This window comes from Afipia massiliensis (assembly GCF_014203115.1).
GTDB classification, from domain to species: Bacteria; Pseudomonadota; Alphaproteobacteria; order Rhizobiales; family Xanthobacteraceae; genus Afipia; species Afipia massiliensis.
The window spans coordinates 371168-394448 of record NZ_JACHIJ010000002.1; the positions used below are offsets into that span (position 1 = coordinate 371168).

General features: G+C 63.3%; 25 protein-coding genes and 2 tRNA genes. 17 read left to right on the forward strand and 10 right to left on the reverse strand.

Features of this window, described 5'->3' with window-relative positions:
- The first annotated feature begins 231 nt into the window (after positions 1-231).
- The 4 genes from rpsF (at position 232) to rplI (ending at position 2712) form a co-directional block, all read left to right on the forward strand.
- The gene (gene rpsF / locus HNQ36_RS06545) at positions 232-708 is read left to right on the forward strand and encodes a 30S ribosomal protein S6 (protein ID WP_184083228.1); all 477 of its coding nucleotides are present in this window, start codon (positions 232-234) and stop codon (positions 706-708) included.
- A gap of 5 nt (positions 709-713) precedes the next feature.
- Positions 714-953 (forward strand): 30S ribosomal protein S18, encoded by a 240-nt coding sequence (rpsR, locus tag HNQ36_RS06550; protein WP_002711478.1) that lies wholly within the window; start codon positions 714-716, stop codon positions 951-953.
- Positions 954-1088: 135 nt separating this feature from the next.
- Positions 1089-2054 carry a DUF2232 domain-containing protein gene (locus tag HNQ36_RS06555; protein ID WP_184083230.1) on the forward strand — a complete coding sequence of 322 codons (966 nt, stop codon included), beginning with the start codon at positions 1089-1091 and terminating at the stop codon, positions 2052-2054.
- A gap of 52 nt (positions 2055-2106) precedes the next feature.
- Positions 2107-2712: a 50S ribosomal protein L9 gene (gene rplI / locus HNQ36_RS06560; RefSeq protein ID WP_184083231.1), complete on the forward strand. Its 606-nt coding sequence runs from the start codon at positions 2107-2109 to the stop codon at positions 2710-2712.
- A 163-nt stretch (positions 2713-2875) separates the two neighbouring features.
- Here the strand turns inward: rplI and HNQ36_RS06565 are convergent, their stop codons facing one another.
- The 3 genes from HNQ36_RS06565 to HNQ36_RS06575 form a co-directional block, all read right to left on the reverse strand.
- Positions 2876-3331, reverse strand: coding sequence for a PaaI family thioesterase (locus HNQ36_RS06565; protein WP_184083232.1), 456 nt, complete (start codon positions 3329-3331; stop codon positions 2876-2878).
- Positions 3331-3915: a TetR/AcrR family transcriptional regulator gene (locus HNQ36_RS06570; RefSeq protein ID WP_184083233.1), complete on the reverse strand. Its 585-nt coding sequence runs from the start codon at positions 3913-3915 to the stop codon at positions 3331-3333. Before HNQ36_RS06570 ends, HNQ36_RS06565 begins: the two co-directional genes overlap by 1 nt.
- 102 nt (positions 3916-4017) lie before the next feature.
- Complete coding sequence (locus tag HNQ36_RS06575) at positions 4018-4884, reverse strand: NADH-quinone oxidoreductase subunit E (protein WP_184083234.1); 867 nt, start codon at positions 4882-4884, stop codon at positions 4018-4020.
- A gap of 282 nt (positions 4885-5166) precedes the next feature.
- Between HNQ36_RS06575 and HNQ36_RS06580 the strand changes: the two genes are divergently transcribed.
- Positions 5167-6426, forward strand: coding sequence for a cyclopropane fatty acid synthase (locus tag HNQ36_RS06580; protein ID WP_283814013.1), 1260 nt, complete (start codon positions 5167-5169; stop codon positions 6424-6426).
- A gap of 32 nt (positions 6427-6458) precedes the next feature.
- On the opposite strand, the gene HNQ36_RS06585 is transcribed toward HNQ36_RS06580, so the two are convergent.
- The gene (locus HNQ36_RS06585) at positions 6459-6836 is read right to left on the reverse strand and encodes a rhodanese-like domain-containing protein (protein ID WP_184083235.1); all 378 of its coding nucleotides are present in this window, start codon (positions 6834-6836) and stop codon (positions 6459-6461) included.
- A 193-nt stretch (positions 6837-7029) separates the two neighbouring features.
- Here HNQ36_RS06585 and HNQ36_RS06590 point away from each other — a divergent pair.
- From HNQ36_RS06590 to purF, 8 genes are all read left to right on the forward strand, one after another.
- Positions 7030-7105, forward strand: a tRNA-Cys gene (locus HNQ36_RS06590).
- A gap of 31 nt (positions 7106-7136) precedes the next feature.
- Positions 7137-7222 (forward strand) — tRNA-OTHER (locus HNQ36_RS06595).
- Positions 7223-7576: 354 nt separating this feature from the next.
- Positions 7577-9076 carry a replicative DNA helicase gene (locus HNQ36_RS06600; protein ID WP_046826549.1) on the forward strand — a complete coding sequence of 500 codons (1500 nt, stop codon included), beginning with the start codon at positions 7577-7579 and terminating at the stop codon, positions 9074-9076.
- 76 nt (positions 9077-9152) lie between these two features.
- Entirely contained in the window at positions 9153-10325 is a 1173-nt protein-coding gene (gene alr / locus HNQ36_RS06605; protein ID WP_184083236.1) for an alanine racemase, read from the forward strand.
- 1 nt (position 10326) lies between these two features.
- Positions 10327-11082 (forward strand): 2-amino-5-chloromuconate deaminase CnbZ, encoded by a 756-nt coding sequence (gene cnbZ, locus HNQ36_RS06610; protein ID WP_184083238.1) that lies wholly within the window; start codon positions 10327-10329, stop codon positions 11080-11082.
- Between the two features lie 94 nt (positions 11083-11176).
- A complete protein-coding gene (gene radA, locus HNQ36_RS06615; protein WP_184083240.1) occupies positions 11177-12643 on the forward strand; it encodes a DNA repair protein RadA in 1467 nt (488 codons plus the stop codon).
- Positions 12644-12860: 217 nt separating this feature from the next.
- Positions 12861-13505 carry a CvpA family protein gene (locus HNQ36_RS06620; RefSeq protein ID WP_046826553.1) on the forward strand — a complete coding sequence of 215 codons (645 nt, stop codon included), beginning with the start codon at positions 12861-12863 and terminating at the stop codon, positions 13503-13505.
- A 43-nt stretch (positions 13506-13548) separates the two neighbouring features.
- Complete coding sequence (gene purF, locus HNQ36_RS06625) at positions 13549-15069, forward strand: amidophosphoribosyltransferase (RefSeq protein ID WP_184083242.1); 1521 nt, start codon at positions 13549-13551, stop codon at positions 15067-15069.
- 27 nt (positions 15070-15096) lie between these two features.
- On the opposite strand, the gene HNQ36_RS26540 is transcribed toward purF, so the two are convergent.
- Positions 15097-16188, reverse strand: a complete 1092-nt coding sequence (locus tag HNQ36_RS26540) for a GNAT family N-acetyltransferase (RefSeq protein WP_184083244.1) — start codon at positions 16186-16188, stop codon at positions 15097-15099.
- 246 nt (positions 16189-16434) lie between these two features.
- Here HNQ36_RS26540 and HNQ36_RS06635 point away from each other — a divergent pair, with 246 nt between their 5' ends.
- Both HNQ36_RS06635 and HNQ36_RS06640 read left to right on the forward strand, forming a co-directional pair.
- A complete protein-coding gene (locus tag HNQ36_RS06635) occupies positions 16435-17178 on the forward strand; it encodes an SDR family NAD(P)-dependent oxidoreductase (RefSeq protein ID WP_046826555.1) in 744 nt (247 codons plus the stop codon).
- Positions 17179-17275: 97 nt separating this feature from the next.
- Positions 17276-17653, forward strand: a complete 378-nt coding sequence (locus HNQ36_RS06640; protein WP_184083246.1) for a DUF2147 domain-containing protein — start codon at positions 17276-17278, stop codon at positions 17651-17653.
- Positions 17654-17694: 41 nt separating this feature from the next.
- Here HNQ36_RS06640 and der read toward each other — a convergent pair whose 3' ends face one another.
- The 3 genes from der to HNQ36_RS06655 all read right to left on the reverse strand — a co-directional run bounded on the left by der (position 17695) and on the right by HNQ36_RS06655 (position 20365).
- The gene (gene der, locus HNQ36_RS06645) at positions 17695-19092 is read right to left on the reverse strand and encodes a ribosome biogenesis GTPase Der (RefSeq protein ID WP_184083248.1); all 1398 of its coding nucleotides are present in this window, start codon (positions 19090-19092) and stop codon (positions 17695-17697) included.
- 97 nt (positions 19093-19189) lie between these two features.
- Positions 19190-19699, reverse strand: a complete 510-nt coding sequence (locus HNQ36_RS06650) for a hypothetical protein (RefSeq protein ID WP_184083250.1) — start codon at positions 19697-19699, stop codon at positions 19190-19192.
- A gap of 12 nt (positions 19700-19711) precedes the next feature.
- Positions 19712-20365 carry a tetratricopeptide repeat protein gene (locus tag HNQ36_RS06655; protein ID WP_184083252.1) on the reverse strand — a complete coding sequence of 218 codons (654 nt, stop codon included), beginning with the start codon at positions 20363-20365 and terminating at the stop codon, positions 19712-19714.
- A gap of 222 nt (positions 20366-20587) precedes the next feature.
- Between HNQ36_RS06655 and HNQ36_RS06660 the strand changes: the two genes are divergently transcribed.
- Positions 20588-20794: a hypothetical protein gene (locus tag HNQ36_RS06660; RefSeq protein WP_184083254.1), complete on the forward strand. Its 207-nt coding sequence runs from the start codon at positions 20588-20590 to the stop codon at positions 20792-20794.
- Here the strand turns inward: HNQ36_RS06660 and HNQ36_RS06665 are convergent.
- Entirely contained in the window at positions 20778-21161 is a 384-nt protein-coding gene (locus HNQ36_RS06665) for a helix-turn-helix transcriptional regulator (protein WP_246395300.1), read from the reverse strand. The two genes, HNQ36_RS06660 and HNQ36_RS06665, sit on opposite strands and share 17 nt — an antisense overlap.
- A gap of 395 nt (positions 21162-21556) precedes the next feature.
- Here HNQ36_RS06665 and HNQ36_RS06670 point away from each other — a divergent pair, with 395 nt between their 5' ends.
- Entirely contained in the window at positions 21557-22312 is a 756-nt protein-coding gene (locus HNQ36_RS06670; protein ID WP_184083256.1) for an outer membrane protein, read from the forward strand.
- A 120-nt stretch (positions 22313-22432) separates the two neighbouring features.
- On the opposite strand, the gene panB is transcribed toward HNQ36_RS06670, so the two are convergent.
- Complete coding sequence (gene panB, locus HNQ36_RS06675) at positions 22433-23281, reverse strand: 3-methyl-2-oxobutanoate hydroxymethyltransferase (RefSeq protein ID WP_184083258.1); 849 nt, start codon at positions 23279-23281, stop codon at positions 22433-22435.

Here is a 23281-nt window from a genome sequence, read left to right on the forward strand (position 1 = left end):
CGTCCAGCGTCTTGCAAACACCCTCAGAATCCTTATAACCGTGCCATCCGTGGATCCCGGCCGGGAGCTGAACGGACGGTCTCACCAGTCTGACATTCCAGTTTGATTGATGCGGCAGGGCCAGTCGGTCCGTCGTCCCGTGCTTCCGCCTTCTGAGCAATATCGAGTCCTTTCCGAAGGGTCTCGAAGGGCTTGCCGCCAGGAACCGCGCTAACATTGGAAAGGACTCCCATGCCTCTTTACGAGCATGTTTTTCTCGCGCGTCAGGATGCGAGCGCCCAGCAGGTCGAAGAATTCACCACGCAGATTACCGGCGTGATCGAAGGTCTCGGCGGCAAGGTCACCAAGACCGAGAACTGGGGCGTGCGCTCCCTCACCTACCGCATGAACAAGAACCGCAAGGCTCACTTCATGCTGCTCAACATCGACGGCCCCGCAGCGGTGGTCGCCGAGATCGAGCGTCAGGAACGTATCAACGAAGACGTCATCCGTTACATCACCGTCCGCGTCGATGAGTTGGAGGAAGGCCCCTCCGCCATGATGCGCAAGGCCGAGCGTGACCGCGACGAGCGCGGTGGCGGCGGCTTCCGTGGCGACCGCGAAGGCGGTGGCTTCCGTGGCGGCGACCGCGAAGGCGGTGGTTTCCGTGGTGATCGTGGTCCGCGCCGTCCGCGCGACGAAGACGCAACTGCAGCGGTTGAGGAGTAAGACACATGGCTGAAGCAGGTGCACGCCGTCCGTTCTTCCGCCGCCGTAAAACGTGCCCGTTCACGGGCCCGAACGCGCCGAAGATCGACTACAAGGATTCGAAGCTGCTGATGCGTTACGTGTCCGAGCGCGGCAAGATCGTGCCGAGCCGCATCACGGCCGTGTCGGCAAAGAAGCAGCGTGAGCTCGCCCGCGCCATCAAGCGCTCGCGGTTCCTCGGCCTTCTGCCTTACGTGATCCGCTAAACGATACAGCGAGCGCGCGGCCTCCGCGCGCTCGCAACTCTCTTGATTTTAATCTCATAACACTGCGGGGTCGTCCCACGGTGGATGGTTGGGGTCTTAGGGGCCTCTAACCGCTCGAAAGGAGCGGGACAGCTGATGATGACGAGCATCCTCATAGCAGTCGCGGCCGGCCTTGCGTCGGCATTGATGTTCGCGTCGATAGTGTCCGGCGCGCTGATCTCGATTGTGCTGTTTTACCTTGCGCCGCTGCCGTTAATGGTCGCTGCGCTGGGCTGGGGATCGGCCACCGCACTGATCGGCGGGATTGTCGCTGCGCTCGGCCTCGGTGGCATTTTCGGTTTCCCCTATATGGCAGCGTTCGCGCTGAGCATCGCCCTGCCCGCATGGTGGCTTGGATATCTGACTCTGCTGGCGCGTCCGGTCTCGAACGATCCACAACTGGCAAATCTCGCACCGGCGCTCGACTGGTATCCGACCGGTCGCATCCTGATGTGGATCGCGGCATTCGCCACCCTCACCACGATCAGCGCACTGCTCACATTGGGCAGCGACGCAGAGAGTATCAACGGCGCGCTGCGCCGCGGCCTGCTGCGCATCATCGGGCGCGGGGCTGTCACGCCTGCAGGTGAAAGCGAACGGGTGGTCGACGCACTGGTGGCGGTTGCGCCAGGTGCCGCAACGATCATCGCGATGGTGACGCTGACACTCAATCTGTGGCTCTCCGCCAAGATCACGACCACATCCGGCCGCCTGATGCGACCATGGCCCGACCTGCGCACCACCACACTGCCGAGGATGGTGCTGGGCGCGCTGCTGGCCGCAGTCGTGCTCTGCTTTACCGGCGGGCTGCTGGCGATGCTGGCACAGATCGTCAGCGCGGCACTGCTGATGGCCTACGCGATCACGGGGTTTGCGGTGCTGCATACCGTGACGCAGGCGTTTTCGGGCCGCGCTTTCGTGCTCGGCGCCGCCTATGCCGGGACTCTGTTCATCGGCTGGCCGCTGATTGGAATGATCGGCCTCGGCCTCGCCGATGCTGTTCTTGGAATTCGACAAGCCTACTGGAACCGACGCGGGCCACCGCCCCTGCCGAGTTCCTGATCTTCAACCTGAACGCAACATCAACTCAACTCAGACTCAACGGAGAACTCAAATGGAAGTCATTCTGCTGGAACGCGTGGCCAAGCTCGGCCAGATGGGCGATGTGGTCAAAGTTAAGGACGGGTTCGCCCGTAACTTCCTGCTCAAGCGCAACAAGGCGCTGCGCGCGACCAAGGAAAACCGCGAGAAGTACGACGGCATGAAGGCCGATCTCGAGGCCAAGAACATTCAGGCCAAGGGTGAAGCCACCAAGGTCGCCGAGAAGATCGACGGCCGCAACGTCGTCATCATCCGTCAGGCGTCGGAAACCGGCCAGCTTTACGGCTCGGTGTCGGTGCGCGACATCATGGCCGCCCTCGAAGCCGACGGCGTTTCGCTGAACCGTCAGCAGGTGCTGCTCGACGCGCCGATCAAGACCATCGGCCAGCACAAGATCACCATCGCTGTGCATCCTGAAGTCGAAGTCCACGTATCGACGACGGTTGCTCGCTCCGAAGCGGAAGCCGAGCGCATCAACCGCGGCGAAGACGTCAACAGCCGTCAGGAAGATCGCGACGCAGCTGCCGAAGCCATCGCCGCCGCCGGCGAGTTCTTCGATCCGGAAGCGCAGCACGACGAAGCTGCCGAACCGGCAGAAACTCCTGCCGAAGAGAAGTAAGGCTCCAATCCGTCATTGCGAGCGAAGCGAAGCAATCCAGAATTTTCAAACAAACTGGATTGCTTCGTCGCTACGCTCCTCGCAATGACAATCAGCGACACAAGCCCGGTCTCATCGAGACCGGGCTTTTGTTTTGCGATAACTCCCGGAGCCGATAACAGACCTAGCTGACGACCTTCGGCGCGACGGCCTGATCGATCATCGCAATCGACGCCAGCGCGGTCGCGGTGTGCTTCTCCGCGCCGTCGATGACGCAGAACACGTCGGCAGCGACGACCGACACCTGCCGTCCCGGCTTCACCACGCGCGCGCGGCAGATCAGCCGGTCCCCAGACGCAGGCGCAAGCAGGTTCAACTTGTATTCTGCGGTCAGCGCCGCCTGACCCTTCACGGTCGCAGCCGCGATCGTGGTCGCGTTGTCGATCAGGAACGCCGTCACGCCGCCGTGGAAGAACCCGTTCTGCTGCAACAGCTCCGGCCGGCGGTCTACTGACAGCACACAGCCGCCGCGCGTGAGATCGGTCACCTCGGCGCCGACATGAGTCATGAACCCCTGACGCATGACGTTGTTGCGGATGTGCGCCGCGATCGGTGTGAACTCTGTATCTGCCTGAAGCATTATCGCTCTCCCTTTGCCGTCAATGCGCGGACAGCGCACGCAATCAGCTCATCGGCGTGGCCGCGCGGATCGGAAGGATCGCGGCCCGATAGCCACGCGCGGCAGACGAATTGCGCCGGGCCGATGATCTGGCTGAAGAACAGCGAAGCCTGCATGGGCCGTAACTCACCGCTCGCGACCAGCGGCGCGCGCCACGCCTCGACACCCTCCGCGACTGTTGCATTCCGCGCCTCGCGCGCGTCGCGCACATCCTGCGCCCATTCGCTGCGCGATATCTCGAACAGGAAATTGGCTTCGCGGCGATTGTCCATCACCCACGCCAGATGCGTGCGGATCAAACGCGCGATGCCTTCCTCCGCGCCGGGCGGCGGGTCGATCACATCGAGCATGGCGATGTGGTAGCGCCGCAGCACCTCGAGAAACAGCGTGCCGGCCAGTTCACGCTTGGAGCCGAAGAAGTGGAAAAAGCTGCCGTTGGACGCACCGGCCCGCTCCCGGATCGCGGCAACCGTCGCGCCTTCAAAGCCGTCCCGGTCGAACACCGCCAAAGCCGCTGTCAGCAGATCGTCGCGCGCACCCGCCATGACTGCCCTCGTGATGACTAGAGTATTACTCTAGAGTTTTACTCCGGTCGAGACAAGAGCCATCGCGCGGGCAGATCCGCATGCGCTACCCAGATTGGGGATTTAGCGGGAGATCGGCGGTTCAGGGTTACCGGCGGGAACCGGCGGCGGCCCGACCGGCACCACCGGAGCCGGCGGTGGCGGTGCAGGGCCGATGTCGATGGTCAACGGCCCCGACGGGACATCTTCCTTCGGAGGCGCGGCAGCTACTTCGGCCGGTTTCGCACCGTCCTTCGGCGCAGGCGTCACAGCAGGCACCGGGTCCGGACGCGTTCCCTCGACCTTCGCGGTTTCGCTCTTGTCGGAGTCCTTGGCAGGTTCGGTCTTGCCTGCGTCCTGCTTGGCGGCATCCGCGGCGGGCTCGTCCTTCGGCACTCCGTGCCGGTCTTCGATCTTCGGCGGCGCGGGGTCTTTCGCGGCCCTGGCGGCCTCGCGCGCGGCCTGCCTGGCCGCTCTCCGCTCGGCCGCAGCCTTCTGGCGGGCCGTCATCGTCTGAGAGTCAGGCGCACCGCTCTGCAATCCGTCGGCGTCCGGTCGTGCGGCTTCCTGTGTCGGCGGTTTGCGGCCCTTCGCTGCCTGCTCGGGACCTGGCTCCTGCCCCGGTCGGCCGCCTTTCGCCTCCTGCCCTTGTCTCGTCAGATTGCCCCCGCCGGGTGCTGCATTGGCGGCGCCATTGGAGAGGACATAGGCGCTCATGGCCGCGGCCATGTCGGTGCTCGTGGTGTAGTGCTGGCGCAGGAAGCCCGGCAGCGATCCGGGCGAGACGCTTTTCAGCAATCCGCGCGAACTCTTGTGGCAGAGCGAGCAGGTGCTGGAGAAAATCTGGGAGGGAGGCTTGCCGGCTTCAAGATTCTGCGCGTCCGCCGAGGTCGCCCCGAAACAGCCCAACACAAAAGCCACCGCCGCCAAAATGAGCGCTCGGCTCAACATCCAAGGTCTCCAGATCTAAGCCAGCAAAGGTCAGATGGCGGCCCCAGCCCTGCCCTCAGCCTCGCGGTCACCTTTAGCGGATTATGCCGCGAATGGAAGTACCGAGATTTCGCAACTGCGTGAGCCTGTTGGCAGCCGCCCTTTCGGCATGCCGCCATCGACTCACCAGACAAAAATGCAGATCAGCCTTCCACGACCCCAGCCTACGTCAAAATACGATTGAAACCGGAACAAAAAATACCAACATTTATCTGCATGTGAGACCACATTGGATCGTTGGACATGCGTTCGATGGATCGCCTGCTGCGGTTTTTCCTGAGCCAGTTCATCCGCCGGGGCTCGGTGACGTTCACGACGTCAAGCGGCGCCACCTTTACCTGCGGCGACGGAACGGGCCGGCCCGTCTCGGTCAGATTCCTGACAGCGGAGGCCCAGCGGCATCTGCTGCTCGATCCGGAGCTGGCCATCGGAGAGATTTATACGGACGGCGACTTCATCGTCGAAAACGGCTCGATCGCGGACCTCCTGGCCATCGCGCTTAACCAGCCCGACATGGTGCCGCGCTGGTCGAGGGTGCGCTGGTGGCTCCGTTACCTGATCCGGCACTGGCAGCAGTTCAATCCACCCGAGCGTTCGAAGCGCAACGTCGCTAGCCACTACGATCTCGACGGGCGGCTGTATCGCCTCTTCCTCGACGCCGACATGCAGTACAGTTGCGCTTACTTCGAGACGCCGGAGTCGTCGCTCGACGACGCGCAACTCGCCAAGAAGCGCCACCTCGCCGCCAAACTGCTGGTCAAGCCGGATCACCGCCTGCTCGACATTGGCTCCGGCTGGGGCGGTCTCGGCCTTTATCTTGCGGGAATGACCGGCGCGAAGGTGACCGGCGTCACCCTGTCGGAGGAACAACTCGGCGTATCGAACGCGCGCGCCGGTGAATTGAACCTGACCGGCCGCGCCGAATTCCGTCTGCAGGATTATCGTGAGACACCCGGTCCGTTCGACCGCATCGTCTCCGTCGGCATGTTCGAACATGTCGGCGTCGATTACTACGACACCTACTTCAAGCGCTGTGCGGAACTGCTCGCCGACGACGGCGTGATGGTGCTGCATTCGATCGGGCGATCGGAAGGCCCCGGCATCACCAATCCGTGGATCGCAAAGTACATTTTCCCCGGCGGCTATATTCCGGCATTGTCCGAGGTGCTGCCCGCGATCGAGCGGGCCGGACTTCTGGTCAATGACGTTGAAGTCCTGCGGCTGCACTACGCTGAAACGCTGAAGGCGTGGCGCGAGCGCTTCCTCGCCCGCCGCCAGGAAGCTGCTAAGCTGTACGACGAACGCTTTGTGCGGATGTGGGAATTCTACCTTGCGTCGTCCGAGATGTCGTTTCGCAAGCAGAGCATGATGGTGTTCCAGATTCAGCTCAGCAAACGGCAGGGTGTGGTTCCGATCACGCGCGATTACATCGCCCGCGAGGAACAACGGCTGCGCGAAGTCGAGGCGACGAAGCGTCCGGTGCTGCGGCTCGCGGGCGAATAAGCCGATCTAGCGATCCGGACGCAGCGCCGGGATCAGGCTTCGACGGCCCCACCGCTTTCCGCCCAGTCCTTGAAGGCGCCGGCGTTGAAGACTTCGCCGTAACCCAAATCCTTGAGCGCCTTGCCGCTCAGCGCGGATCGGCCACCGGACGCGCAATAAACGATGACAGTTTTGTCCTTGGCGAAATTCTTGTCGTGATAAGGCGATTCAGGATCGGCGCGGAATTCCAGCATGCCGCGCGAGACATTGACCGCCCCGGCAATCTTGCCGCTCTTCTCCACCTCGTGCGCATCGCGTACGTCGACCACCAGCGTATTGCCTTTAGCAATCATCTCGCGTGTCTCGGCCGGAGTGATCTTCGGAACTGCTGCGTTGGCTTCAGCCATCAGCTGCTTCACGCTCGTAACCATCTTGAACCTCTCGTTTAGGGGAAAGAAGCTCCTTAGATCCCGGCCCGTTAGTCAGGATCGCCACGCGCCGCCGAAACCTATGGTGAATCCGCAGGCAGCTCAATCCGATATATCGCCCTTTCGCTGACGCACATTAACCAACGACTCGATCTGTAATTGCGCGGGTCCAGCTGTTGGTGCACGCTCGATTCATGGCCCGGTGGCGGAAAGTCTACGCGGGAGCGCGGCAAACGCTTCATATCCTGGTTCAAATCCAGGCTGGGCCTCCAAGTTTTGAAGTCTTTAAAGTTTTGAAGTCTTGGAAAGGTGGCTGAGTGGCTTAAGGCACCGCTAACGCGGCACACGGGAAACCGTGTCGAAGGTTCGAATCCTGTCCCTTTCCTCCATTTCTTATGATACCGCCGCTTCCCAATTGGAGGCGGCGTTCTTTTTTGCGAAGTTCTTTCGGTGGAACTCCCTGACGTCAGAGCCATGCGGCTGATCATCTGTCTTGTATGTCAGCAGCTTCGGGCAATCGTTTGAAGCAAGCCTGAAACAGCCGCCCGGACGTTTCGCTGAATGACATGCGCGAAACGATCGCGCAGCGCAAATCAAGCGTTTCCGCCATCTTCTCCACTGCGGCGTGTTGGTGGGGGATAGCTTGCTTGAATCATTTTGAGCGACGAACGGACAGGCCTATGAGTTGGGTCAGTCTCCTGCCTTGCCCTGCTTTGGTCCGATTAGAAGAACATTCAATACTCATGGCGATTACCGATTCGAACATTATCAAGCTCGCGCCGGAAGCCGGCACGCCGGCATACAGGGTTGCGCCCCATAATATCGAGGCCGAACAGGGACTTCTCGGCGCCATCCTCGTCAACAACGATGCGTTCTACCGCGTCTCGGATTTCCTTGAGCCGAAGCACTTCTTCGAGCCGATCCATTCGCTGATCTTCGAGACCTCCGCCAGCCTGATCCGCGCCGGCAAGATCGCCACTCCGGTGACGCTGAAGACATTTGTTCCCGCCGATACCGACATCGGTGGCATGACGGTCGGACAATACCTCGCCCGCCTCGCCGCCGAAGCGACGACCATCATCAACGCGCAGGACTACGGGCGCACCGTCTACGATCTCTCGATCCGGCGCGACCTCATCCGCGTCGGCGAAGACATGGTCAATGTCGCGTTCGACGCGCCGGTGGACTTTGCACCCCGCGCGCAGATCGAGGACGCCGAGAAAAAGCTTTACGATCTCGCCGAGTCCGGCCGTTACGATGGCGGCTTTCAGAAATTCTCGCAGGCGCTGACGGTTGCGGTCGATATGGCTGCCGCCGCCTACAGCCGCGACGGCAACCTGTCGGGATTGGCCTCCGGCCTGCGCGAAATGGACACCAAGATGGGCGGCCTGCAGCCGTCCGACCTGATCGTCCTCGCCGGCCGCCCGGCAATGGGCAAGACCGCGCTGGCAACCAACATCGCCTTCAACATTGCGCGAGCATGGCGCGGCGAAGTGCAGGCCGACGGGCAGATGAAGTCCGTCGATGGTGGCATCGTCGGCTTCTTCTCGCTCGAAATGTCGGCGGAGCAGCTCGCCACACGTATTCTCGCCGAGCGCACCGGCATCTCGTCGAGTTCGATCCGACGCGGCGGCATCAGCGAATCCGACTTCGACAAGATCCGTGACCACTCCATCGAGATGCAGAACCTGCCGTTCTATGTCGATGACAGCGGCGGCCTGTCGATCTCGCAGCTCACCGCCCGCGCGCGGCGGCTGAAGCGGCAGAAAGGTCTCGATCTTCTGATCATCGACTACATTCAGCTTCTGTCCGGCTCGGGCCGCCGCTCCGACAACCGCGTGCAGGAAATCACCGAAATCACCACCGGCCTCAAGGCTCTGGCCAAGGAACTGAGCGTTCCGATCATCGCGCTGTCGCAGCTGTCGCGTCAGGTCGAAAGCCGCGACGACAAGCGCCCGCAACTCTCCGACTTGCGTGAATCGGGATCGATCGAACAGGACGCCGACGTCGTGCTGTTCGTCTATCGCGAGGAATACTATCTGCAGAGCAAGGAGCCGCGCCCCGGCACCCCCGAACACGAAAAGTGGCAACTCGACATGTCGCTGGTGCACGGCAAGGCCGAAGTCATCATCGGCAAGCAGCGTCACGGCCCCACCGGCACCATCAACCTGCAGTTCGATGCCAGCGTCACGCGCTTCGGTGATCTCGCGCCGGATGCCCAGTTGCCTGAGCGATTTGGCTGATCGGCGGTACTTCCGCGCGCAAAGAGTGTGCTAGAGTTTTCTGAATCAAACTCGCTGCGAACCCTTTGCTGAGCCAATGACTCCTGCTTCCGACCTCAAGTCTCCCGACACCACCGCTGCAGTTGCCGCAGAAGCGCCCTTGCCTGCCGGCGCGACCGGCGTCCTGACCATCGACCTCGACGCTATCGTCGCCAACTGGCGCAAGCTCGGCAGTCAGGCCGTGCCTGCGGATTGCGCCGCTGTCGTGAAGGCCGATGCCTATGGCTGCGGCATTACGCAGGTGACCCGCGCGCTGGCGAAGGCCGGTTGCCGGACGTTCTTCGTCGCAACCCTCGATGAGGCGCGCGCGGCCCGCGAGGTCACTGCGACCTCTGCGATTTACGTGCTCGACGGATTCTTTCCGGGCGCGGGCGACCAGTACGCGAAGATCGATTGCCGCCCGGTGATCGGCGACGCCACCGAACTCGCTGAATGGGACGCGTTCCGCAAGACCAGCGGCTGGGAAGGTCAGGCAGCCATTCACATCGATACCGGCATGAACCGCCTCGGCTTCCGCGTCATGGAAGCGCAGGCGCTGCTGCCGCGGATCAAGGGCGGCAACCACGGCATCTCACTGGTGATGAGCCATCTCACCAGCGCCGAGATGCTGCACGATCCGGCGAATGGACGGCAGGTGGCGGCGTTCCGCGAAATCGCATCGCTGTTTTCCGGCGTCCCCGCCTCGCTGGCGAATTCCTCCGGCATTTTTCTCGGGTCTCAATTCCACTTCGATCTGGTGCGGCCGGGTGCGGCGCTCTACGGCGTCAACCCGACACCGGAAGCCGATACACCGGTGCTGCCGGTGGTCGATCTCAAGGTGCGCGTGGCGCAGGTCCGAAATATCGAGAAGGGTGAGCACGTCGGATACGGCGGCACCTGGACCGCGCGGCAGCCGACAAAGCTGGCCATCGTCACTGCCGGTTACGCCGACGGATATTTCCGCGCGGCGGGCAGCATCGACAACATGCGCAGCGCCGAAGCGATGGTCGCAGGCAAGCGCTGTCCGATCGCCGGACGAATCTCGATGGACCTGATGGCGATCGACATCACGGCCCTGCCGCCCGGCGCGACCCGGCGCGGCGCGCTGGTGACGCTGCTCAACAAGGACATCACGGTCGATGAACTCGCGCATCACTTCGGCACCATCGGCTATGAAGTGCTGACCAGCCTCGGCAAGCGCTACACTCGTGTCTACAAAGGCGGCCAGTAAAATGACCGACGTCACGGAATTCAAACCCGGTAACTACAAGTTCATCGTCTCGCCCGGCGGGCCGTTCTCGAGCGGCGTCGCCCCGATGCCCGGCTACGCGCTGCGCCGGGTGCGCTTCGCGCGTCCGATCCCGATGGCTGATGGCTTCGCCTTCATCAAGGCGCACCTCGAACGCGAGAGCCGTCCGGTCACAGCGCTCGCCGCCTGCGAACTGCGCTCACCCGCCGCCATGACCGTCGAACAGTTTCAGGCCTTCAACGGCGAATATCTGAAGACGCTGCATCAGTGGGGATGCAAGGCCGGCGACATCAATCCGCTCGCGCGCAGCAACCTTGCGCCGATCACCGAGGTCCCCAGTGAGGCGATGTTCTTCGCCTTCACCTATACGGTCCCCGAAGCGGGCGCATCGGGCGATTTCCTGATCTCGGGCAAGCCTGAAATCCGCGATGGCGTCACCACCGACCGCATCGTCGGCGGCCGCGACGTCTCGCTGAAGGGGCTGGAGATCAAGGCGCGCTTCGTCATGAACGCGATGCGCGACCGCGTCGAGGCGCTGGGATGCGACTGGACCGCCGTCACCGCGGCTCAAATCTACACCGTCCACGACATCCGCCCCCTGCTCGACACCGTATTCGCCGAGGACAACATCAGTCAGATCGGCCTCGCCTGGTATCCGGCATGGCCGCCGGTGATCGGGATGGAATTCGAAGTCGACGTGCGGTGTGTGCGCACCGAACTGGTAATCGACGCGCGGTGAGAACGAAGACTGGCTGGGTTGACTTCCACGCCGATTTAAGGAACAAAAGAAGAACATACGATTCCCGCTCTTCTGGCCCCCGGTTGCACCGTTCATGGCGAAAAACGCCCTCTCCTTCGTCTGCCAGAATTGCGGTGCCGCCTATAACAAGTGGCAGGGCAAGTGCGAGTCCTGCAGCGAGTGGAACACGCTAACGGAAGAAGACACCACCGGCGCCACGTCCATGCCCGCCAACCTGCGCCCCAAGCGCAAGGGCCGTCCGTTCGCGCTGGAAACCCTCACCGGCTCAAGTCCAGAAGCGCCTCGCCTGTCGTCCGGAATGACCGAACTTGATCGCGTCACCGGCGGCGGCTTCGTGCGCGGCTCGGTGCTGCTGGTCGGCGGCGATCCCGGCATCGGAAAATCGACACTGCTCACGCAAGCCACGAGCCTGATGGCCCGCGCGGGACATCGCGTGGTCTATATCTCCGGCGAAGAAGCCGTGGCGCAGGTCCGGCTCCGCGCCGCACGTCTCGGCCTTGCGGACGCCGCCGTTCAACTGGCCGCGCAGACCTCGGTCGAAGACATCATCGCCACGCTGTCGGAAGGAACTCCGCCGCGTCTGGTGGTGATCGACTCCATCCAGACCATGTGGACCGACACGGTGGAATCCGCCCCCGGCACCGTGACGCAGGTCCGCGCCTCGGCGCAGGCGCTTATTCGCTTCGCCAAGAAATCCGGAGCGGCGCTGATCCTGGTCGGCCACGTCACCAAAGACGGCCAGATCGCCGGCCCGCGCGTGGTCGAGCACATGGTCGACGCGGTGATGAGCTTCGAGGGCGAAGGCTCTCAGCAATTCAGAATCCTGCGCGCGGTGAAGAACCGCTTCGGCCCCACCGACGAAATCGGCGTGTTCGAGATGACGGGGCTCGGCCTGCGCGAAGTCTCCAATCCGTCCGAGTTGTTTCTCTCCGAACGCGATCTCGGCAGTCCCGGCACCGCCGTGTTCGCCGGTCTTGAGGGCACGCGCCCGGTGCTTGTGGAGTTACAGGCGCTGGTGGTGCCGACCACGCTCGGCACGCCTCGCCGCGCGGTGGTGGGCTGGGAGTCCAGCCGCCTGTCGATGGTGCTGGCGGTGCTGGAGGCGCATTGCGGCGTCAAGCTCTCCGGCTACGACGTCTATTTCAATGTCGCCGGTGGCCTGCGCATCAACGAGCCCGCAGCCGATATGGCGGCGGCGGCGGCACTGGTGTCATCGCTCGCCAATGCGCCGCTGCCGGTCGATGCGGTCTATTTCGGCGAAATCTCGCTGTCCGGCGCGGTTCGGCCGGTGGCGCAAACCTCCGCGCGGCTCAAGGAAGCCGCCAAGCTCGGTTTCGGCCGCGCAATTCTCCCCGAAACAGCCCGCGGCGATGCCGTGGGCGACGCCGGACTGACCCTCAACACGGTGGGATCGCTCACCTCGCTGGTGGCAGACATCGCGGCAAGGGGCCGTAAAGCCACAGCCTCGGGAAAATCCGCCGCAGAGGGCCGATTCAAGCCCGATGAGCACCAAACCCGACGTGACGCTCGTGTGACCTGACGCTATACAACCGCCGACATCGCAAGAGCTGCAGGCCCGCCCGCTACGGACCGTTAACCGCAACGGGCGATCAATAGCAGCGATGCAGTTTTGCCGTTGATGTCAGGCTTTTTGCGGGTTCCCGGCTCTTGCGGGACGTGCGATATGGCCGTCAGCTATCCGGGGATTGAGCAACCCGATTCGCAGTTCTGAAACTGAAAGCGGACCTGACCATCCGATGCCGATAACGCTTCTCGACATTATCGTTCTTGCCGTGATGTTGTTGTCGGGCCTTCTGGCGATGATCCGCGGCTTCATGCGCGAGATCCTGTCGATCGCCGCGTGGGGCGCAGCCGCCCTGACGACGCTCTACGCCTACCAGAAGCTGCTGCCGACCGCGAAGACCTACTTCAACAACGAGACTGTGGCCGCAGTGGCCGTTGTCGCCGGCGTGTTCATCCTGACGCTGATCGTGGTCTCGATCATCACCGTGCGCATCTCTGACATGATCCTGGATTCGCGGATCGGCGCGCTCGACCGCACCCTCGGCTTCCTGTTCGGCCTCGCTCGCGGACTCTTGATCATGGTGGTGGCGTTTTTGTTCTTCGCCTGGCTGGTGCCGGACAAACAACAGCCCGATTGGGTCCGTAGCGCCAAGTCGCGGGTGATGTTGCAGGGAACCGGCGATTGGCTGATGACGCTCTTGCCGGACGACCCCGAGAACACCATCTTGAAGAGGTTCAAGAAAAAGGGCGACGAGGAGCAGACCGATGCTGCTCCCGAACCGCGCACAACAGCAACGGTGGGGAACGACGGCGGGTACGGAAAATCATCCCGTGACGGGATGAAGCAATTGATCGAAGGCAAAGCCGCAGGACGCTAGGCTTGGTTCTAGTCCTGCTTCAGACAAGGGTGCGGTGAACCATATGAAAACCCCTTCTGGCGATCAGTCTCCCACTCCCCCCTCCAAATCCGACTACGATCTCGACCATGATCTGGACAAGGATCTGAACGGCGACACGCTTCGCGAAGAGTGCGGCGTGTTCGGCATCTTCGGACACCCGGAAGCCGCCGCCATCACCGCGCTCGGCCTTCACGCGCTTCAGCATCGCGGCCAGGAGGCCGCCGGCATCGTCACCTACGACAACGATCGCTTCCATTCCGAACGCCGCCTCGGCCTCGTCGGCGACACCTTCTCCCGCGCCGAAGTGATCGCGCGCCTGCCAGGCAACATGGCCGTCGGCCATACCCGCTATTCCACCACCGGCGGCACCATCCTGCGCAACGTGCAGCCGCTGTTCGCCGAACTGAATGCCGGCGGCTTCGCCGTCGCCCACAACGGCAACCTCACCAACGGCCTGACGCTGCGCCACGAACTGGTTCGCCACGGCGCGATCATGCAGTCCACCTCCGATACCGAAGTGATCCTGCATCTGGTCGCGCAGTCCAAGCGCGGCCGGTTCATCGAGCGCTACATCGAGGCGTTGCGCGCCATCGAAGGCGGCTATGCGCTGGTGTCCCTGACCAATAAGAAGTTGATCGGCGCGCGCGACCCGCTCGGCATCCGCCCGCTGGTGCTCGGCGAACTCGATGGCTGTCCCATCCTCGCGTCGGAAACCTGCGCGCTCGACATCATCGGCGCGCGATACCTGCGCGACATCGAGCCCGGTGAAGTGATCGTGTTCGACGAGAACGGCAAGGAAAGCCACAAGCCGTTCCCGCCGCAGCCGCCCCGCCCCTGCATCTTCGAATACATTTATTTCTCGCGGCCGGACTCCATCGTCGGGGGTCGCTCGGTTTATGAAGTGCGCAAGGCGTTCGGCGCGCAGCTCGCGCGCGAAAGCCACGTCGATGTCGATGTCGTGGTGCCGGTGCCGGATTCCGGTGTACCCGCCGCCGTCGGCTACAGCCAGCATTCGGGCGTGCCGTTCGAACTCGGCATTATCCGCAATCACTATGTAGGCCGCACCTTTATTCAACCGACCCAAAGCGTGCGCGAACTCGGCGTGCGCATGAAGCATTCGGCGAATCGCGCGGCCATCGAGGGCAAGCGCATCATCCTGATCGACGATTCGCTGGTGCGCGGCACCACCTCGAAAAAGATCGTGCGCATGATGCGTGACGCCGGCGCGAAGGAAGTCCACTTCCGCCTCGCCTCGCCGCCGATCTTGCATCCCGATTATTACGGCATCGACCTGCCGGACCGCGGCGGACTGCTCGCCGCCACCCACAGCCTCGAGGAAATGCGCGACATCATCGGCGCGGATTCGCTGGCGTTCCTGTCAGTGGACGGCATGTACCGCGCCATGGGCGAGCCGGGCCGCGATCCCGCCAATCCGAAATTCTCGGATCACTGCTTCACCGGCGCCTATCCGACCAATCTCACCGACCAGAATCAAGTCGAGCCGCAGCCGCGCCAGCTCTCGCTGCTGGCCGAAGCGAGCTAAGTCCGGAGTTCTCGCGGATGGGCCGGTTCAGCCGGGTAGCATCCGCGTAAGCCACACCGTCAGGCCGCCGCACTCCTGATCTTCGACGACGTGCTGCACGACTGAAAAGCCGTGCGCGGCGAGCAGCACCTCATATTCCGCAGTAGCGAGGCTGGCGTGATAGAGCGCTTCGCCCTGATACGCGCCGATCGCCTCGCCCGCTCCGGGCCCGCTGGTGAACATCAGCGCGGCGCCGGGCTCCGCGTGATCGCGAAAGATCTTGAACATCCGGCGCTGATCGTCCGGCGTCAGGTGGAAGAAGCTGTTCCACGCCACGATGCCGCCGAAGCGGCGCGACAGCGACACCTCGCGCATGTCGCCTGCGATCCATGTCTCGTTCGGAAAGCGCGAACGGCACAGGCCGATTAGCGTGGGCGATGAATCGACACCGGTGACGCGATGTCCCGCCTCGATCAGGTAGCGCGCGACCGGCTCGCCCGATCCGCATCCAAGATCGAGCACGTCCGCGCCTTCCGGCATCACCTGCCTGAACCGTTCGAACCACGCGCGCTCGACCAGCCGCTTGCCGCGATCCCGGTCGAACGCCGTGGCGTGACGTTCGTACAATGCCCCGATCTCTTTCGACGACGGATGCCAGCCGGCGGCCCCAAGCGTTCGCGCCATGAAGCGCGCGTCGTCCCCATAGCTACGCAACTTGGCGTCCAGCAGCGGATCATGCACCGCCTCAAATCCCTGGCGTTGCCAGAACCCCGCCGAACCGTTGACCGCGATCAGGGACATGCTGGAAAGGCCGCTGGCGGACGCATGATCCGCGAGCAACGCAACGATATCGGCTCCCGCTCCGGTGCCCTGCGCCTCCGGCGCCAGCGCGAGATCGTGGATGTAAAACGTCGATGGCTCTGGCGGCAGTGCGCCGAGCAACGCGTTCAGCTGCGGCGGTTCCAGATGCCGCCACGGATGGCTGACGACATAGGCGACGAGGCCTCGTTCGCCCTCCAGCACCCGGCAGCCCGCAGGATAGAGCTGCAGGCGCTCGGCAAACACCGCAGCATCCTCCGGATAGTCCGGATGAATGCGGGTGGCCAGCGCGTTGACGGCCGGAAGGTCTGTAACCGACATGGCCCGCCAAGGGCGTCCGGCGGGTGGAGAGTTCAGGGTCATGCCGGCCGTGTAGCACGGATCGGGGCCCGCTTTCGAGGCGCGCCGAGCAAGACCGGCGCAATCGTCTTTTCAGGTCAGGGCATAGCCCGTCGAAGACGGGCGTGAACGCCCTTTCGCCCCGCCATCCACGTCTATAAAACCCTGTCGCAAAGGCGTGGATGCCGGGACAAGCCCGGGCATGACGCTCGTTGGATGAGTTGAAGAATGACCAAACCTCTCGCCTCCCGCATCGCTCTCGTCACCGGCGCATCGCGCGGCATCGGCTACGCCACGGCGCGGGCGCTGGCGCGCGCAGGCGCGCATGTCATTGCCGTTGCGCGCACACAGGGCGGGCTCGAGGAACTCGACGACGCCATCCGCGCCGACGGCGGCAGCGCCACGCTGGTGCCGCTGGACATGACCGATCTCGACGGCATCGCGCGTCTGGGCGCAGCGCTGAACGAACGCCACGGCAAGCTCGACATTCTGATCGGCAATGCCGGCGTCGCGGGGACGTCGTCGCCGCTCGGCCATACCGAGCCGAAATTCTGGAACAACATGTTCGCGGTCAACACCACCGCGAACTTCCAGTTGATCCGCTGCATGGAGCCGTTGCTGCAGAAGTCCGACGCCGGACGCGCGGTGTTCATCACCTCGGGCATCGCCAGCAAGGCGACCGCCTATATGGGTCCCTACGCGGCTTCGAAGGCGGCGCTCGATGCCCTCGTGCGGGTGTGGGCGAACGAAACCGCGACCACACCGATCCGGGTCAACCTGTTCAGCCCCGGGCCGATCCGCACCCGCATGCGCGCGACCGTCATGCCCGGCGAAGACCCGATGATCCTCGACACGCCCGAGCAGGCGGCGGAATTCATCGTGCCGATGTGCGCGCCATCATGGACCGAGACCGGAAAGTTTTTCGACTATCCGACCAAGTCGCTTAAGAGCTTCCGCACGCCGGTGGCGTGATCGCGCCCAGCCGGCCGCGATTGACTCTCGTCGGGTCCCCCTATTCAATTTGCGCGAACCGGCACAAAGAGGCGGGCGCACATCAGAGGGGAACGGAATGACATTCAGAATTGCAGTTGCAGTTGCAGCTTTCGCACTCATTGCCACACCTGCATTCGCGGGCGACCCGAGCGGAACGTGGCTGCGCGACACCGGCGCATCCCGCGTCAAGATCGGACCATGCGGCGGCGGGGCGTATTGCGGCTCGCTCGTCTGGCTCAAGCCGGGCATCGAAACACCTGCCAAGGTCGGCCAGCGCATTTTCTATGACATGAAGCCGGACGGCACGGATGCGTGGAAGGGCTCCGCGTTCAATCCGGAAGACGGCAAGACCTATGCCGGCAAGATGTCGCTGTCGGGAAGCACGCTCACCACCGCAGGCTGCGCCATGGGCGGCATGATTTGCAAATCCACCACGTGGACGCGGGTGAACTGACCGCGCGCTGAACCCGAACGCTGGGCGGTCGGTCCGGCGGCTCAGGACTTCCGCTTCGCTCTATGAGCGAACGGATTTTCCTTCTCGCGCAGCGTAATGCGCATCGGCGTCCCGGGCAGGTCGAACGTGCTGCGCAGGCTGTTGACCAGATAGCGCAGATAGGATTCCGGCACGGCGTCAGCGCGCGAGCAGAACACCACGAAGCTCGGCGGACGCGCCTTGGTCTGCGTGATGTAATTGAGCTTGAGCCGGCGGCCTGACACGGCCGGCGGCGGATTGTTCTGGACCGCCTGCTCGAACCAGCGATTGAGCGACGCCGTCGACGTGCGCCGGTTCCAGACGCCGTAGGCATCTTCGATAGCGCTCATCAATCGGTCGATGCCCTCGCCCATCATGCCGGACACCGCAACCACCGGCATGCCCTTCACCTGCGGCAGCAGATGATCGGCGTCCTCGCGCAGCCTCGCGATCTGGCTCGGCGCACGGTCCATCAGGTCCCACTTGTTGACCGCGATCACGAGGGCGCGGCCTTCGCGCTCGATCAGATCGGCGAGCCGCAGATCCTGCTCTTCAAACTTACTCTGCGAGTCCATCATCAGCACGACGACTTCAGCGAACCGCACCGCGCGCAGCGCATCGGACACCGACAGCTTTTCCAGCTTGTCCTCGATGCGCGAGCGCCGCCGCAGACCCGCGGTGTCGAACACGCGAAACTCGCGGCCCTTCCACGTCACGTCGACGGCGATAGAATCGCGCGTCGTTCCGGCTTCGGGACTGGTCAGCAGCCGCTCTTCGCCGAGCAGGCGATTGATCAGCGTCGACTTGCCGGCATTGGGGCGGCCAAGCACCGCGACACGGATCGGGCGCGTCGAAAGGCTTTCGTCCTCGCCGTCCACATTCTCGAAAGAATCCGGATCGTTCTCTTCGTCATCGTCTTCGACCGGCTCCGGCATCAGCACCCGCAGCGCGTCGTAGAGATCGCTCAGCCCTTCGCCGTGCTCGGCGGAAATCGGAATCGGATCACCGAGCCCAAGCGCGTAGGCTTCCATCGCACCGGCCTCGCCCGCCTTGCCCTCGCTCTTGTTGGCGACAAGCACCACCGGCTTGTTGGCGCGGCGCGCGAAATCGGCGAAAGCGCGGTCGTTCGGCGTCAGCCCCGCGCGCGCATCGATCACGAACATCAACGCGTCGGCCAGGGCGATGGCCGCCTCGGTCTGCTCCTGCATCCGTGCGGTCAGCGAGCCCTTCGGGCCTTCGTCGAGACCGGCCGTATCGATCAGCGTGAATTCGAGATCGCCCAGACGCCCTTCGCCCTCGCGGCGATCGCGCGTCACGCCCGGCTGGTCATCGACAAGCGCGAGCTTTTGCCCAACCAGCCGGTTGAACAGGGTCGACTTGCCGACATTGGGCCTGCCGATGATGGCAATGGTGAAGGACATGAGTGATCCGTTCGCCCTTTACGGACTTCATGTCAATAAAGGGGATAAAAATGCGCGGTCCCAAGGATTGTCCGAGGGACCGTGGTGAAGGCTTAAATCAGCGCGCGAAACCCCCGCTCGGCAACGGCGCGGGGAAAGAAGATGGCTGTTGCTGCGGTGCCGCCTGCGGCGGTGGTGCGGCCTGCTGCTGCCGCTGCGGCGCGGGTGCTGGCTCTGCGTCAGCATCCGGTGCCGTGATGCGGGTTCGCTTCGGCTTCTTCATCTTCGGCGGAGGCGCGCTGGCATCGTCTACGGGCGTCGGGAACGGCTCGGCTTCGCGGGCCGCAGACCGTGCGGCCGGCTTTCGGGGCTCCGGCGCAGGCGGCGGAGCCTCGGCCGCCGGCGCCAGATCCTGACGCGAGCCCTTGTACAGGTCTCTCGGCACGCCCTGCTCGACGCCCGGAACGCCCTCAGGAAATACCGGCCGGCGCTCGCCGGGAACTTTCTTCTTGGTGTCGAACCAGTCCATCATGTCGGTCGGATCGAAGCTGCCGCTGGAACAGCCGGCAAGCGCGACCGACATCGCGGCAAGAACAGTGGCGGCAATCAAGCGTTGCGGGCGGCGCATCGATGTCTCGCTTCAGCTTTTCGCTGCGGGCGGCAGCAGGGCCTGCAATGCTTCGGCGCGGCTGCGCATGCTCGCCGGCGTGCGGGCATCGTTGCCGATCATGTCGAGCCACTGGCGCGCGGCGGTGGCGTCATTCGCACGGTACGCCGACAACGCGAGCAGTTCGCGCGCGGTATGCCGGAAGGTCCGCCCCTCGCCGGTTGCCGGCTCAAGCCGCTGACGCATCTCCGCGTAGGGCTCGGTTTCCATCATCAGGCTTGCGGCGCGAATGCGCGCGAGATCCTGTTCCGTCACCGCGATGCTCGGATCGGCAGCAATGCCGTCGTAAAGCTTGGCCGCAGCCTTCGGATCGGCAGCAGCGGCATCCGCAGCGGCGCGCAGACGCGCCAGCCCGCGATAGCCCCTGGAACCGTCAGCCGCGATCTTCGCGAAAGCCGCCTCCGCCTCGGTCTTCTTGCCCTGCTCGGACAGCCCGATGGCAGCCTCGAAGGCCGATCCGGCCTCCGCGGCCTTCTTGGCTTCGAGGTATTGGTAGCCACGCCAGCCGCCAACGCCGGCGACAATGAGAATCGCAGCGGCGATGATGAAGATCGAATATCGCTCCCAGAGCTTCTTGAACTGCTCCCGGCGCAAGTCTTCATCTATTTCATTAAATATTTCAGACACTTAACTGTCCCGCCCGGTATGTTTGGAAAACGTGTGAACCCGTCGTCTGCCACGCGGTTGGCGCGGCTCCCCTATGTGACGGTGGCGGATACAGTACCGGTATGGCGGCGACAAGGCAAAGTCAGCCGGATCAAAGCGTTAACACTGTTTTGGAACGTGCGCGCGTCCCCATCGTTGCTTTACCCCGGCTGGCTGCTACAACCCGCGGCATCAGGAGATTCCATGGCACACAACTTTTCGATAAACGAAGACGTTCGTCACCAAGGTCAGGGCCCCCAAGGCCGCGCCGAGAAAGTCCAGTCGGACGTCTACACGATCGTGGGCTGCATGCCGATCGAGGCGGACGGACGCCTGCGCTATCGCATCCGAAGCAAGACCGAGAACGTCGAGCGGATCGTGACCGAAGAGCAGCTCAGCCGGTCGCAGTAAGCCAGACGTCGAGTCCGCGCCGCCCATAGCGCAGATCGGACGGCGTGCAGCCGTAGCGCTTGCGGAAGACCCGGTTGAAATAAGAGATATCGTTGAACCCGCACTTCAGCGCGATGGCGCTGATCGAGTGACTGCGCGACTCCGGATCGGTCAGGATCTGTAATACTTTTTCGATGCGAATATCGAGAACGTACGTCGCGAACTTCGCGCCCTCGGCAGCGAACAGCTTTCTGACGTAGCTTGACGAAATGCCCTGCTGTGCCGCGACGTCTGCGAGACATAGCGACGGATTGTCTATCTCGGTCAGGATATACGCCCTGATCGCGCTCATCCGCGACCCGCGCGTGACGACAAAGCAACCGTCCATGCAAACATTCCCGTTGAGAGCGAAGCTGCTCCAACGATGGGTCGCGCAAGCGCTTCAATGGGTTCAAATCGCAGCGCAGGTTGTGTGCGGTCGAGCGACGTTTGAAAACAGTGTCGCAAACGTCGCGCGATGAATCTTCAGCTTCAAAGACTTTCGCCCGCGAGCGCGCCGGTTTTCATTTCCTCATAGCCCTCACAGCGAGCGGGAAGAGACGCATCGTGTCATCGTCTGCGTCGCGTCTTTAAGCCAGCAATACTGACCTACCTCTCGCTAAATCGCTCTCGGAGCGTGACTTCCCGGTGACAGCCATCGCCGGCTTTTTGTGGTGGTATTTTCTTAAGGGCATTTCCGGCTCGACTGCCAAACTCAGACATTTTTTTAATGGGGAGTGCATCATGCGGAAATTACTTGCGACAGCGGCCTTCGTGGCCTTCACAATCACCAGTGCATCTGCCGCGGACATGGCGCCGCGGTACAAGGCCCCTCCACCGATTGTTGCTCCTGTCTGGAGCTGGACCGGCTTCTACGCAGGTCTCCATGTCGGCGGCGGATTCAGCGACACCAATGTCGTGGCCACCAACCAGTTGTTCCCCGCTTTCGATCCCGGCCTTCTGGGGACCGACGGCAGTGGCGTCGTCGGCGGCGGTCAGATTGGTTACAACTGGCAATTCGCGCCGAACTGGCTCCTCGGCATCGAGGGCGATATTTCCGGAACGGGAATCCGCAACAACGCCAGTGCACTCATCACCGTCGGTGGTGCCCCGATCGCTCCGTTCGGCTTCAACCATCTCGCCGATCGCAGTATCGACTGGATGGCGAGCATCCGCGGCCGGCTCGGCTGGGTGTGGGATCGCTGGCTGGTGTACGGGACCGGCGGCGCGGCATGGGCCGACGTCAACTACCGCACCGACTTTACCGGCTTTGGCACCAACAATCCGATCAGCACCAACGTGACTCTGTCAGGCTGGGTCGCCGGCGGCGGTGTGGAGTACGCGGTTTCGAACAACTGGACCGTGCGCGCCGAGTATCTCTACTACGATTTTGGCGACGAGACCGTTGCCAATCCGACAATTACACCCGGCTTCAACTACCTGACCACGTTCGACAACAAGATTCATGTCGTGCGTGCGGGTGTGAACTACAAGTTCTGATTATTGAGCGGCGCGGCCTCATGGTCGCGCCGGACGTCTTCATCGTTTCTCCAACTTCACAAACTCAAGCCCGGCATTGCGCCGGGCTTTTTGTTGTGTCGCAGGTTGTGCGGCAGAGTCTCAGCCCTTCGGCTTGATGCCGTAGACGTGCTCCGGCCCCGGGAATGCGCGCGAGCGGACTTCTTTCGCATAGTCCTGGATGGCAGCCTCGATGCCGGGACCGAGATTGCCATAGCGCTTGACGAACTTCGGCACCCAAGGCGACAGGCCGAGCATGTCCTCCAGCACCAGCACCTGGCCGTCGCACGCATTGCTTGCGCCGATGCCGATGGTCGGGACCTGCACGATCTCGGTGATGCGTCGCGCCAGCGGCTCCGCCACGGCTTCCACCACCATCGAGAAGGCACCGGCCTGGGCAACCGCGATGGCATCCTGCTGAAACGGACCACTGCCGTTCTCGCCCGCCGCGATCTTGATGGCTTCGTCCTTGCCCTGCGACTTGAAGCTGCCGAGCGTGTTGATCGACTGCGGCGTGAGGCCGATATGGCCCATCACCGGAATCCCGCGCGTGGTGAGAAACTCGATGGTCTCCGCCATGCGCACGCCGCCTTCCATCTTCACGGCGCCGCAATGGGTTTCCTTCAGCACACGCGCGGCCGAATGAAACGCCTGCTCCTTCGAGGCCTCATACGATCCGAACGGCATGTCCACCACGACGAGCGCCTCTTTCGAGCCGCGCATCACCGCGCGGCCTTGCAGGATCATCATGTCGAGGGTGACCGGCACCGTCGTCTCGAAACCGTGCATCACGTTGCCGAGCGAGTCGCCGACCAGGATGACATCGCAATACCGGTCGACCAGTGCTGCGGTATGCGCGTGATACGACGTCAGCATCACGATCGGGTCGCCGCCCTTGCGCTTGAGGATATCGGGCGCGGTCTTGCGCTTCACCGCTGTTTGCACGGACAT